Source organism: Frankiales bacterium, assembly GCA_016125335.1.
Lineage (GTDB): Bacteria > Actinomycetota > Actinomycetes > S36-B12 > CAIYMF01 > Longivirga.
Genome location: WGLY01000010.1, coordinates 61720 through 74024 on the forward strand (window position 1 = coordinate 61720; position 12305 = coordinate 74024).

At 75.2% G+C, this 12305-nt stretch carries 10 protein-coding genes; 6 read left to right on the forward strand and 4 right to left on the reverse strand.

What is annotated here, in order from left to right; genetic code table 11:
• Positions 1–749: 749 nt before the first annotated feature.
• From GC157_06375 to GC157_06390, 4 genes are read left to right on the forward strand one after another with little or no spacing between them, the layout of a single operon-like run.
• On the forward strand, positions 750–1385 hold the full coding sequence (locus GC157_06375) for a DUF4129 domain-containing protein (GenBank protein MBI1377089.1): 636 nt from the start codon (positions 750–752) through the stop codon (positions 1383–1385).
• Complete coding sequence (locus GC157_06380; GenBank protein ID MBI1377090.1) at positions 1382–2611, forward strand: DUF4350 domain-containing protein; 1230 nt, start codon at positions 1382–1384, stop codon at positions 2609–2611. Before GC157_06375 ends, GC157_06380 begins: the two co-directional genes overlap by 4 nt.
• Positions 2608–3681, forward strand: coding sequence for an AAA domain-containing protein (locus GC157_06385; protein MBI1377091.1), 1074 nt, complete (start codon positions 2608–2610; stop codon positions 3679–3681). The genes GC157_06380 and GC157_06385 overlap by 4 nt, the downstream gene beginning before the upstream one ends.
• 11 nt (positions 3682–3692) lie before the next feature.
• Positions 3693–4988 (forward strand): DUF58 domain-containing protein, encoded by a 1296-nt coding sequence (locus GC157_06390; GenBank protein MBI1377092.1) that lies wholly within the window; start codon positions 3693–3695, stop codon positions 4986–4988.
• Between the two features lie 20 nt (positions 4989–5008).
• On the opposite strand, the gene GC157_06395 is transcribed toward GC157_06390, so the two are convergent.
• Positions 5009–6013: a stage II sporulation protein M gene (locus tag GC157_06395; protein MBI1377093.1), complete on the reverse strand. Its 1005-nt coding sequence runs from the start codon at positions 6011–6013 to the stop codon at positions 5009–5011.
• Positions 6014–6093: 80 nt separating this feature from the next.
• On the opposite strand from GC157_06395, the gene GC157_06400 reads away from it, so the two are divergent.
• Both GC157_06400 and GC157_06405 read left to right on the forward strand, forming a co-directional pair.
• Positions 6094–7083, forward strand: coding sequence for an RDD family protein (locus tag GC157_06400; protein ID MBI1377094.1), 990 nt, complete (start codon positions 6094–6096; stop codon positions 7081–7083).
• 79 nt (positions 7084–7162) lie between these two features.
• Positions 7163–7810, forward strand: coding sequence for a hypothetical protein (locus GC157_06405; protein ID MBI1377095.1), 648 nt, complete (start codon positions 7163–7165; stop codon positions 7808–7810).
• A gap of 54 nt (positions 7811–7864) precedes the next feature.
• On the opposite strand, the gene GC157_06410 is transcribed toward GC157_06405, so the two are convergent.
• From GC157_06410 to GC157_06420, 3 genes are read right to left on the reverse strand one after another with little or no spacing between them, the layout of a single operon-like run.
• Positions 7865–9901, reverse strand: a complete 2037-nt coding sequence (locus GC157_06410; GenBank protein MBI1377096.1) for an acyltransferase family protein — start codon at positions 9899–9901, stop codon at positions 7865–7867.
• A gap of 41 nt (positions 9902–9942) precedes the next feature.
• Positions 9943–10725 carry a CPBP family intramembrane metalloprotease gene (locus GC157_06415; protein MBI1377097.1) on the reverse strand — a complete coding sequence of 261 codons (783 nt, stop codon included), beginning with the start codon at positions 10723–10725 and terminating at the stop codon, positions 9943–9945.
• A gap of 56 nt (positions 10726–10781) precedes the next feature.
• Positions 10782–12224, reverse strand: coding sequence for an adenosylhomocysteinase (locus tag GC157_06420; GenBank protein ID MBI1377098.1), 1443 nt, complete (start codon positions 12222–12224; stop codon positions 10782–10784).
• Positions 12225–12305 lie beyond the last annotated feature (81 nt).

Consider the following 12305-nt stretch of genomic DNA (forward strand, 5'->3'; position numbering starts at 1 on the left):
TCTGCAGTACGTCGTCACCGGGGTGCTCGGGGTACTGGCCACCGGGCTGCTCACCCTCGTCATGGGCCGGGCGGTGCTCGGCCAGCGGGTGACGCTGGCCGAGGCGTGGGCCGGCACGCGCCACCGCTTCTGGCCGCTGCTCGGCCTCACGCTGCTCACCACGCTGCTGGTCGGTGCCGCGATCGTCGTGGGGATCCTGATCGCCGTCGGCGTCGGGTGGGCGGCCGCCCAGGGCGGTTCCACGGGGCTCGGCGTTCTGGTGGGGATCGTGCTCGGGGTCGCGGCGCTCGTCCTGGGCCTGTGGCTGCACGTGCGGCTGCTGCTGGGGCCGGTCGCGCTCATGCTCGAGGGAGCCAGGGTCACCGTCGCGCTGCGCCGCTCGTGGGCCCTGGTGTCCGGCGCGTGGTGGCGCACGTTCGGCATCTGGCTGCTCGCGTCGATCCTCGCCTCCATCGTCAGCTCGATCCTGGCCATCCCGTTCGCGCTCGTGGGCGGCATCAGCACCGCGCTGTCCTCCGGCAGCGTGTTCACGCCGGCGTACCTCATCGCGACGACGATCGGCACGCTGGTGGCGAGCACCGTCGTGATCCCGTTCAGCTCGGGAGTGGTCGCGCTCCTCTACATCGACCGCAGGATCCGGCGCGAGGCGCTCGACATCGAGCTCGCCCGCGCCGCCGGGATCCCGGTCTGAGCCCGACGTGACGCTCCCCGGTCTCGAGGTGGTCGCACGGCTGCCCCTCGACGTCCCGGTGACGCTCGGCCGCGACGAGGCGCAGCGCCTCGCCCGGCTCGAGCTCGCCAAGCCGGAGTACCACACCGGCGACGAGAGCTGGGTGCAGCGCGCGTTCCGCTGGGTGCTCGACCGGATCAGCCAGCTGCTCGACGTGGCCGGCGGCACCTCGCCGCTCGGCTGGTTCGGCGTGCTCGGGCTCCTCGTGGTGGCCGTGCTCGTGGTGGTGGTCGTCCGCCGGCGGATCGGGTCGCTGCGTCGCAGCGGCGGCGGAGAGACCTCGTTCGACCTCCGCGGCCGTCGCGCCGCGGACCTGCGCGCGGAGGCGGAGCGGTTCGCCGCCGCCGGCGCCTGGGCCGAGGCCGTGCGCGCGCGGCTGCGCGCGATCGTGCGCGACGTCGAGGAGCGCGACCTCATCGACGCCCGGCCGGGGCGCACGGCCGACGAGGTCGCCACCGACGCCGGCCGTGCCCTGCCCGCGGTGGCGGGCGACCTGCGCGCGGCGGCGCGGCTCTTCGACGACGTCTGGTACGGCGGCCGCCCCGCCGACGCCGACGGCTACGCGCGGATGGTCGCGGTCGACGACGCCGTGCGCAGGGCGCGGCCCGCGCCCGCCGCCGAGCCGCCCGCACCGGTGCTGGCGGCGCCGCGATGAGCGCGCCCACGGTGCACCGCGACGCCGGCGCGCCACCGCCCCCGGCCACGGCGCCGGCGGCCACCTCCACGCCGGCCGCTCCCACGATGCGGGCGCGCCTGCGCGCCAACCGCGGGCTGCTCGTCATCTGCGCGCTGGTGCTGGTGGTGGGGCTGCTCATCGCGCTCGCGCAGTCGCGCCAGCGCTCCGGGCTGCTCGACCCGGATGCCGTGGACCCCTCGGGTGCGCAGGCGGTCGCGACGATCCTGCGCGACCAGGGCGTCACCGTCGTCCGGGTCACCTCGGCCACGGCCGCCCGCGACGCGATCGCCTCCGCCGCGGACGCCACGCTGCTGGTGGCGCCCACCGCCCCGGTGTCGCCGCGCATGGCGCGTGCGGTCGCCGGCGCCGGGCGCCTCGTGCTGCTCTCACCGGATCCGGGGACCCTCGACGGCCTGGCCCCGTGGGCCTCGCTGGACTCGCCGACGGTGTCCGCTGCCGACGTCGAGCCGTACTGCTCGTGGGACGTCGCGGTCCGCGCGGGAAGCCTCCCCGGCGGCACCGACGTCGCGGTGCAGTACTCCACGACGCGCACCGACGTCGCCCGCTGCTGGGACTCCACCGTGCTCGACGCGCCCGCGGCGGGCAGCGGGCCCGCCACGACCGTGGTGGGGCGCGCCTCGGCCCTCACCAACGCCCGGCTCGCCGACGGCGGGAACGCGGCGTTCGCGCTCGGGGCGCTCGGCCGCTCGCCCACCCTGGTGTGGTGGCTGCCGTCGGCCAACGACCCCCTGCAGCAGCCGGACACCGGGGAGGCGCCGAGCATCGCCGACCTCGTGCCGTCGTGGGTGCCGTGGGCCCTCGTGCAGTTCGCGCTCGCCGTGCTCGTGGTGGTGTGGTGGCGGGGACGGCGCCTCGGGCGCGTCGTCGTCGAGCCGCTCCCCGTCGTCGTGCGCGGCACGGAGGTGGTCGAGGGCCGCGGCCGCCTCTACCGCCGCATGCACGCCCGGCAGCGCGCCGCGGACGCGCTGCGCTCGGCCGCGCTCGCCCGGCTGCGGCGCCGGCTCTCGCTGCCGCGTTCCGCGGACGCCGCCACGGTGGTCTCCGCGGTGAGCGGGCGCACCGGGCGCGCCGACGCCGACGTCGCCGCCCTGCTCGTCCCCGGACGCACACCCCCCGACGACGCGGACCTGACCAGGCTCGCCACCGCGCTCGACCAGCTGGAGAACGAGGTCCGACACTCATGAGCGACACCCCGGGCACGAGCCCTGAGCCCCAGCAGCCCGCCGACCCCGGCACCGCGCCGTACGGCGTCCCGCCCGGGCCGCAGCCCGCGACGCCCGCGCCCGGCCCCGGCGACACGGCCGCGCCGGACCCGCGCGAGTCGCTGGTCTCCTTGCGCGCCGAGGTCGCCAAGGCCGTCGTCGGCCAGGACTCGGTGGTGACCGGCCTGGTCATCGCGCTGCTCTGCCGCGGCCACGTGCTGCTCGAGGGCGTGCCCGGCACGGCCAAGACGCTGATGATCCGGGCCCTGGCGGCCGCGCTCGACCTCGAGAGCACGCGGATCCAGTTCACCCCGGACCTCATGCCCGGCGACGTCACGGGCTCGCTCGTCTACGACAGCCGCAGCGCGGAGTTCTCGTTCAAGCCCGGGCCGGTCTTCACCAACCTGCTGCTGGCCGACGAGATCAACCGCACCCCGCCCAAGACCCAGGCCTCGCTGCTCGAGGCGATGGAGGAGCGGCAGGTGTCGGTGGAGGGCGCGGCCCGGCCGCTGCCGGACCCGTTCATCGTGGCGGCGACGCAGAACCCCGTGGAGTACGAGGGCACCTACCCGCTGCCCGAGGCGCAGCTCGACCGGTTCCTGCTCAAGCTCACCGTGCCGCTGCCCGGCCGCGACGAGGAGTACGCCGTGCTGCGCCGTCACCTCGACGGGTTCGACCCGCGCGACCTCGCGGCCGCGGGCGTGCGGCCGGTCGCCCGCGGGGCCGACCTCGTGGCGGCGCGCCGCGCCGTCGCGGCGGTGGCCGTCGCGCCCGAGGTGGCCGCGTACGTCGTCGACCTCGTGCAGGCGACCCGGTCGAGCCCGTCGCTGCGGCTGGGCGTCTCGCCGCGCGGCGCGGTCGCGCTGGTGACCGCCGCGCGGGCCTGGGCGTGGCTGTCCGGGCGCGACTACGTCTCGCCCGACGACGTCAAGGCGCTGGCGCGTCCCGCGCTGCGCCACCGGGTGTCGCTGCGGCCCGAGGCCGAGCTCGAGGGCGTCACCGCCGACGCCGTCCTCGAGGGCCTGCTCGCCTCGGTCCCGGCACCGCGGTAACGGCGCCCGCCATGGTCGTCACCGGCCGCGCCGCGCTGCTCGCGCTGCTGCTCACCGTGCCCGTCGCGCTGGCCGCGCGGTCGTGGGGCGCGGTGCTGCTGCTCGACGCCGGGCTGCTGGCGCTGCTCGGGCTCGACGCGTGGCTGGCCGGGTCGCCGCGGGCGCTGTCGCTGCGGCGCAGCGGCGACCACACGACCCGGCTCGGCGAGGAGGCCGTCGTCACGCTGGTCGTGCGCAACGACGGACGCCGGCAGGTGCGCGGGCTGCTGCGCGACGCGTGGGCCCCCACGGCCGGCGTCGCGGTCACGCGGCACGCGCTGGACCTCGAGCCCGGCCGCGCGACGCGGGTGGCGTCGGTGCTGCGGCCGGTGCGTCGGGGCGAGCGCCGTCCCGACCTCGTCACGGTGCGCTCGCTCGGGCCGCTGCGCCTGGCCGGCCGCCAGTCGTCGCACGCGGTCCCGTGGGCGGTGCGGGTGCTGCCCGGGTTCCCGTCGCGCAAGCACCTGCCGTCGCGGCTCGCCCGGCTGCGCGAGCTCGACGGGCGGGTCGCGCTCATGGTGCGCGGGCAGGGCAGCGAGTTCGACTCGCTGCGCGAGTACGTGATCGGCGACGACGTGCGCTCGATCGACTGGCGCGCCACGGCCAGGGCCAGCGACGTCATGGTGCGCACGTGGCGCCCGGAGCGCGACCGCCGCGTGGTGCTGGTGCTCGACACGGGGCGCACGTCGGCCGCGCGGATCGGCGACGGCACCCGGCTCGACGCGTCGATGGACGCCGCCTTCCTGCTCGGCGCGCTCGCTGCGAAGGCCGGCGACCGGGTGGACCTGCTCGCCTTCGACCGCACGGTGCGGGCCGACGTCCGGCGCGCCGACGCGAGCGAGCTGCTGCCGCGCATGTCCTCGGCGCTGTCCGACGTCGAGCCCGCCCTGCTGGAGGTCGACGCGCACGCGATGGTCGCCGCGATCGACGCGCGGGTGCGCCAGCACGCCCTCGTGGTGCTGCTCACCGCGCTCGAGCCCGCGGCGCTGCGCGAGGGCCTGCTGCCCTACCTCCCGGCGCTCGCCGCGCGGCACACCGTGGTGCTCGCCTCGGTGCGCGACGGCCGGCTCGACGAGCTCGCGGCCGCGCGCGGCGACGCGCCCGCCGTGTACGACGCGGCGTCCGCGGCGCTCGCGATCGGCGCCCGCGAGCTGATGACCGAGACCCTCCTGCGGGCCGGCGTCGAGGTGGTCGACGCCGGTCCCGACGAGCTCGCCCCGCGCCTCGCCGACCGCTACCTCGCGCTCAAGGCCGCCGGCCGCCTCTGACGCTCCCGCCCCGTGTCGGGTCAGCCGGCGTAGGGGGCGAGGTCCGTCGTGGCGGCGCGGTCGGTGACGTCTCCTGTCGCTCCCTCGTGCACGCCGCGGCGGCCGAGCACCCAGACGTAGGCGAGGAACGCCGACCACACCACGGCGCCGATGCCGATCCGCGCCCACGTGGGCAGCGGCGAGGGGGTCACGAACGCCTCGACGACGCCGCTCACGAGCAGGACGACGACGAGCCCGAGGGCGATGGTGAGCGTCGAGCGGCCCTCCTCGGCCAGGGCGACCGAGCGAGGCCGCGGCCCCGGCGCGACGATCTGCCAGCCCAGCCGGATGCCGGCGCCGCCCGCGACGAACACCGCGGTGAGCTCGAGCAGGCCGTGCGGCGTGATCAGACCGAAGAACAGGTCGAGCCGGCCGGAGTAGGCCATGAGACCGCCGACCAGCCCGATGTTGAGGGCGTTCTGCCACAGGATGTAGACGCCGGGCAGGCACAGCAGCGCGCCGCCGACGAGGGACAGCGCGGCCACCCAGGCGTTGTTGGTCCACACCTTGAACGCGAACGAGCCGGCCGGGTTGGAGGTGTAGTAGTCGGCGAAGTCCTGGTCCACGAGCCGCTTGAGGTCCTCGGGCGTCGCGACCGCGGCCACGACGTCGGGGTTGTGCGAGACCCACGCGCCGATCGACACGGCCACGAGCACGGTGGCCGCGGCGATCGAGAGCCACCACCACCGGGCCCGGTAGACGGCCACGGGGAAGGCGCGCAGCACGAAGCGCGACACGTCCGTCCAGGACGCCCCGCTGGCCGACGTCACGGCCGCGCGGCCGGTGGCCACGAGGGTCGACAGCCGCGACACGAGCGCGGGGTCGGGCGAGGCCGACTGCACCATCGACAGGTGGGTCGCCGTGCGCTGGTAGAGCTCGACGAGCTCGTCGGCCTCGGCGCCGCTGAGCCGTCCCCGACGCCGGGCCAGCGACTCGAGGCGGTCCCACTCGGCGCGATGGGCCGCGACGAAGGTGTCGAGCTCCATCCGTGTGGCTCCTCCCCCGGTCGGGCCGTTGCCGCGAGACTAGCCCGGTGAGCACGTCGTCCGGTGACTACACCACCCTCGTGCCGGTCACCGGCGAGGCGGTGGCGCTCGACCTGCGGCTCGCGCAGTTCCCCAGCCGCACGCTCGCCCTCGCCCTCGACCTGCTCATCCAGGGCGCCTGCCTGCTGCTGCTGTTCTTCCTGGGCGCCACCCTGCTCCAGGGAGCGGACGCCGCGGCGGTCACGGCCATCTCGCTCGTCGGCGTGGTCGCCATCATCGTCGGGCTGCCGACCGCGATCGAGACCCTCGCCCGCGGCCGCTCGGTGGGCAAGATCGCCGCCGGGCTGCGCGTGGTGCGCGACGACGGCGGTCCCGTGCGGTTCCGCCACGCGTTCGTCCGCGCGCTCTTCATGATCATCGACTTCTGGCTGCTCACCGGCGCGGTCGGCCTGATCACGGCGCTGCTGTCCTCGCGCGGCACGCGCCTCGGCGACCACTTCGCCGGCACCGTCGTGATCCGCGAACGGGTGCCGGCCGCGGCGTCGGTGCGCCTGCAGACCTACGCGATGCCCCCGGTGCTCGAGCCGTGGGCGGCCACGCTCGACCTCAGCCGGCTGCCCGACGTCACCGCGGGGCAGGCCCGCCAGTTCCTCACCCGCGCGGCGTCGCTCGACCCCGGCGTGCGCGCCACGATGGGCCTCGGGCTCGCGGCGGAGATCTCGGCATACGTCGTGCCCCCGCCGCCGACGGGGACGCCGCCGGAGACCTACCTCATGGCGGTGCTCACCGAGAGGATGCGCCGGGCGGCGCGGTCCGGGCCGGCACGCTCGCCGTCCGCCGCCGCCCCCTCGCCGGGTGCTGCCGCCCGGCGGCGCGCCGCGGGCGTGGCGTCCCCGACGACGGCGCCCGCCCCCGCGGCTCCCCTCCCGCCCCCGCCCGCGCTGCCCGCCCCGGGGCTGGACGCCGCCCCGGCCGCACCACCTCGGGCTCCGGCACCCGCCCCGGCCGCGCCGGGTCAGGCCGCCTCCCCCGGCCCTGCGACGCCGGGTCCCTTCGCGCCGCCCGCCTGAGCCCGGCCGCGTGGGCTCCGGCGGGCGGTGTCCGACGCACGCCCGCCCGGCGCCGTGGTGGTCGTCTACCGTGGACGGCGTGATCGCCCGCCGCGCGTCGCGCGCCCTCCTGCCGCTGGCCGCCGTCGCCCTGGCGCTCCCCCTGCTCGCCGCGCCCCCCGTCGCGGCGGCGGCTCCCGTGCTGCGCACGAGCGCCCTGCCGGCCGCGCCCACGACGGCGGTCAGGGCGGCGGTGGTGCGGCCCGCGGCGATCCGGGCCGGCACCTACGCGATCGGCGACTCGGTGATGCTCGGCTCGAAGTCGTTGCTGACGTCGCACGGGATCACCGTGAACGCCTCGGTGAGCCGGCAGTTCCATGCCGCGGTCGCCACCGTCGCCCTGCTGCGACGCTCGGGCAAGCTGCCGCGCAACCTCGTCGTGCACCTGGGCACCAACGGCTACGTCAACCTCTCCGACTGCACCACGATCGTGAACACGGCCGGACCCTCGCGGCGGGTGTTCCTCGTGACGGCGAAGGCGCCCCGCTCGTGGATCCCGCTGGCGAACAAGCACCTGCGCGCGTGCGCCGCGGCCTACGGCGGCCACCGGGTGGTGCTCGTCGACTGGGTCCGGATCTCCTCGCGGCACCCCGAGTGGTTCTACTCCGACCGGGTCCACCCCAACAGCACCGGCCGGCCCCACTACGTCGCGATGATCACCACCGCGCTGCGCGTGTGGGGGCTCTGACCCCGTCGGGGCGTGAGTGACGAGGGCCCGGCCGCGGCGGCCGGACCGTCGTGATCACTGCCGCATGGCCTCGCGGATGAGGTTGGCGTAGGCGACGCTTCCGTCGCCCTTCGTGTGGATGCCGTCGGAGTAGAACCAGTCGCGGTGGCCCTGCGACGCGGCGTTCCAGTCGGCCAGCCGGACGTTCTTGCTGCCGTACTTCGCGATGGCGTTCGCGATCGCCTGGTTGGACTGCGCCACCCACGAGCGGTCCGCGTGCACGTTCACGAGGATGATGCGCGACCGGTCGCCGATGGAGCGGATCAGCGACATGAGGTCGGCGGTTCGGATCGCGCCGTTCGTGCCGGCGCCGATGATGACGACGTCGCCGAGCGCGCCGGCGGCCTTGCGCGCACGGATGCGGGCGAAGATCTCGGTGGGCTGCCGGCTGATGTGCGCGTCGACCGTGATGCCCGGGAACTCCGCGCGCAGCGCGTCGCGCGCGGCGAGCATGACCGAGTCGCCTACGGCGGTGACGCTCAGGCCGTACGCGTCCTGCCCGGCGGCCAGCACGGGCGGCGCGTTCGCGGGCCGGCCGGCGGGCTTCGACGAGCCCGGGGACGCCGACCCGCTGGCGCGGGGCGAGGCCGACGGGCTCCCCCCGTGGTGCGAGGCGCCGGGGCTGGCCGTGGGCAGCGGCGTGAGCGGGTCGTCGCCCACCGAGGTGACGCCGCCGAGCTCGTCCTCCAGCGTCGGCTCGTGCGCCGAGCTCAGCCCGACGCCGAGCCCGATCACCACGGCCACCGCGCTCAGGGTGGCGACGGCGGCGCGCCCGACCGTGGCGAGGGTGCCCCGCTCGCGCCAGTCGCGCCAAGCGCGGCTCAGCGCACCGCGCCGGATCGGCATCTCCACGAAGCGGTAGGAGAGCTCGGCCGCGACGAGCGTGAGCGCGAAGCGGAGGGCCTGCACCGGCCAGCCCTCGGCGTCGAGGTCGATGCCGGGCCGCAGCACCATGAAGATCGGCCAGTGCCACAGGTAGATGCCGTAGGAGCGCTCGCCCACCCAGCGGAGGGGCTGGTGGCCGAGCACGCGCGCGAAGGTCGTGCCGGTGACCGCGGCTGCGCCCACCACCACGGCCGTGACCAGCCCCACGACGAGGAAGCCGCCGCGGTAGAGCGCCGCGGACTGCGGGTCGACGAACCAGAGGATCCCCACCAGGGCGAGCAGCCCGGCCGCGCCGATGCTCGTGATGACGCCGCGACCGCGGGCCGTGAGCGCGTCGCCGATCCGCTGCGGGGTCCACACCGTGGCGAGGACGGCTCCGACGAGCAGCGTCATCGCGTGGGTGTCGGTGCCGAAGTAGACGCGGCTGGCGTCGGCGGCGCCCGGCATGTCGTGCGTGACGGCGATCCAGGCCATGAGGCCGGTCGAGGCGACCGCCCCGACGGCGGCGCCCACGCGGATGCCGCGCACGCCGCCGAGCCGCCACAGCAGGAGCAGCAGGACCGGCCAGAGCAGGTAGAACTGCTCCTCCACGGCCAGCGACCACAGGTGCTGGAGCATCGGCGGCCGGCCGGTGGCCTCGAAGTACGACTGCTGGTGCAGCACGTACCACCAGTTGGTCACGTAGAAGAAGGCGGCCGTGGCGTCCTCGCGCACCCGCTGGGCGGCGTCCTGGGCCACGGTGACGGCCAGCAGCGAGGTGGCCACCAGCACCAGGAACAGGGCGGGCAGCAGGCGCCGGGCCCGGCGCAGGTAGAACCGGCCGAACCGGATCCGGCCGGTCTCGCCGAGCTCTGCGATGAGCAGCGAGGTGATCAGGAAGCCCGAGAGCGTGAAGAAGACGTCCACGCCGAGGAACCCGCCCGGCAGCCACGAGGGGTCGGCGTGGAAGAGCAGGACGGCGGTGACCGCGACGGCGCGGACGCCGTCGAGCCCCGGCATGTGCACCCACGCGCGGGCTCGCGCGCGCGAGGACGTCGGCGCGTCGAGAGCGGTGGCGGTCATGCAGCGATCCTGTCGTGGGGGCGCTTGAAGGATACGACGGCGGAGCCTATGTGTCGTCGACCTCGCGCCGCGATCCTCCGTCCGGTCCCCCGCGTTGCGCGCCATTCGTGCAACAGCCGAAAACTGGTGCAACGAAAGGAGAACCGCTAGCGGTAGATGACGAAGAGCCCGAGCACGGCGATGAGGTTGTTCAACGAGTGCGCGACGATGCTCGCGCCGAGCCGGCCGGTGCGCGCACGCAGCAGCGAGAGCACGAGGCCGATGGTGAACAGCACCGGGATGCGCACCGGCTCGAGGTGCACGAGCGCGAACAGCAGGGCGGACCCGAGCGTCGCGACGGGCACGGCGGCCCAGCCGCGTCGTGCGGAGGTGCGGGCGAGCGCGGCGAAGACCAGGCCGCGGAAGCACAGCTCCTCGAACACCGGGGCACCGACGACGGCGCACAGGGCGAACGCCACGACGACCCACGGGGCCACGTGGGCGTTGGCGAGAGCATCTCCGGCCGCGGAGTCGAAGTTCCCGAAGATCTTGCTGGTGAGCCAGGCCACCGCGCCGCCGAGCACGAGGGCGGCCACGGCGCCCAGAACGCCCCAGGCCAGGTCGATCGGTCTCAACGTGAACCCGAGGTCGAGCTTCGGGCCGTTCCCCTGGATCCGGGTGGTGAGGATCGGCCAGAGGCCGAACCCGACCCAGGGCAGCGTGAGGCTGAGCAGCAGCACGACGGCCCCGTCCGTGCTGGCGCCGGCGGCGATGGCGCCGCCCACGCCGAGCACCGGGACGACCAGGCCGAGCACGAGGGTTACGACGACGTCGCCGAGCCCCCACCGCGAGGGGCGCAGCTCGACGCCGGCGGCCGAGGCCTCGACGTACGGGACAGGGGCGCCCGGGTAGGGCGCCCCTGTCGTCGGCACGGGTGCCGGTACGGCCATGCGGGTCCTCGTGCTCGGGAGCGGCGGACCGCTCGTGCCGGTCGGCCGACCGGCGGTCAGTAGCGGTAGTGGTCCGGCTTGTAGGGGCCGGCCACGTCGACGCCGAGGTACTCGGCCTGCTTCTTGGTCAGCTCGGTGAGCCGCACGCCGAGCGCGTCGAGGTGCAGGCGCGCCACCTTCTCGTCGAGGTGCTTGGGCAGCACGTGGACGCCGAGCGGGTAGGCGTCGGTCTTGGTGAAGAGCTCCACCTGGGCGAGCACCTGGTTGGTGAACGAGTTGCTCATGACGAACGACGGGTGCCCGGTGGCGTTGCCCAGGTTGAGCAGCCGGCCCTCGGACAGCACGATGATCGAGTGGCCGTCGGGGAAGGTCCACTCGTCCACCTGCGGCTTGATCGTCGTGCGCCGCACGCCCGGCACGGCGGTGAGCCCGGCCATGTCGATCTCGTTGTCGAAGTGGCCGATGTTGCCCAGGATCGCCTGGTGCTTCATGGCCTTCATGTGCTCGACGGTCACGACGTCGAAGCAGCCCGTGGCCGTGATGACGATGTCGGCCCGGCCGATCACGTCGTCGAGGCGCGCGACCTCGTAGCCGTCCATCGCCGCCTGGAGGGCGTTGATGGGGTCGATCTCCGTCACGATCACCCGGGCGCCCTGGCCCCGCAGCGACTCCGCCGAGCCCTTGCCGACGTCGCCGTAGCCGCACACGACAGCGACCTTGCCGCCGATGAGCACGTCGGTCGCGCGGTTGATGCCGTCGATCAGCGAGTGGCGGCACCCGTACTTGTTGTCGAACTTGCTCTTGGTGACCGAGTCGTTGACGTTGATCGCCGGGAACAGCAGCGAGCCGCTCTTGTGCATCTCGTACAGGCGGTGGACGCCGGTGGTGGTCTCCTCGGTGACGCCTTTGATCCCGGCGGCGATGTCCGTCCAGCGGGTGGGGGTCTCGGCCAGCGTGCGGCGCAGCAGGTCGAGGATGACGGCGTACTCCTCGGAGTCGTCGTCCGAGGTCGAGGGCACGGCGCCGGCGAGCTCGAACTCGCGGCCCTTGTGCACGAGCAGCGTGGCGTCGCCGCCGTCGTCGAGGATCATGTTGGGGCCGCCGCCGTCCGGCCAGCTGAGCACCTGCTCGGTGCACCACCAGTACTCGGGGAGGGTCTCGCCCTTCCACGCGTACACGGGCACGCCCGCGGGGGCCTCCGGGGTGCCGTGCGGGCCGACGACGACGGCCGCCGCCGCGTGGTCCTGCGTGCTGAAGATGTTGCACGAGGCCCAGCGCACCTGCGCGCCGAGCTCCACCAGCGTCTCGATGAGCACCGCGGTCTGGACGGTCATGTGCAGCGAGCCGGTGATCCGGGCCCCGGCGAGCGGCTTGGTGGCGCCGTACTCGGCGCGCATCGCCATCAGGCCGGGCATCTCGTGCTCGGCGAGGCGGATCTCGTTGCGGCCGAACTCGGCGAGCGAGAGGTCGGCGACCTTGAAGTCGGGCGAGGTGGACATGGGACTCCTTCGGGCGCCCGCGGTGCGGGCGGGGCGCGGCGGACGTCTCGAGGCCTCGATGGTTCGCCGGCTGCTCATGCG

What these genes read in the sequence shown, in the direction of transcription:
- GC157_06395 (MBI1377093.1), bottom strand. Translation starts at nt 6,013, where the DNA reads ATGGAGCTCGACACCTTCGTCGCGGCCCATCGCGCCGAGTGGGACCGC.
- GC157_06380 (MBI1377090.1), top strand. Translation starts at nt 1,382, where the DNA reads ATGAGCGCGCCCACGGTGCACCGCGACGCCGGCGCGCCACCGCCCCCG.
- GC157_06385 (MBI1377091.1), top strand. Translation starts at nt 2,608, where the DNA reads ATGAGCGACACCCCGGGCACGAGCCCTGAGCCCCAGCAGCCCGCCGAC.
- GC157_06420 (MBI1377098.1), bottom strand. Translation starts at nt 12,224, where the DNA reads ATGTCCACCTCGCCCGACTTCAAGGTCGCCGACCTCTCGCTCGCCGAG.
- GC157_06390 (MBI1377092.1), top strand. Translation starts at nt 3,693, where the DNA reads ATGGTCGTCACCGGCCGCGCCGCGCTGCTCGCGCTGCTGCTCACCGTG.
- GC157_06410 (MBI1377096.1), bottom strand. Translation starts at nt 9,901, where the DNA reads ATGGCGCGCAACGCGGGGGACCGGACGGAGGATCGCGGCGCGAGGTCG.
- GC157_06415 (MBI1377097.1), bottom strand. Translation starts at nt 10,725, where the DNA reads ATGGCCGTACCGGCACCCGTGCCGACGACAGGGGCGCCCTACCCGGGC.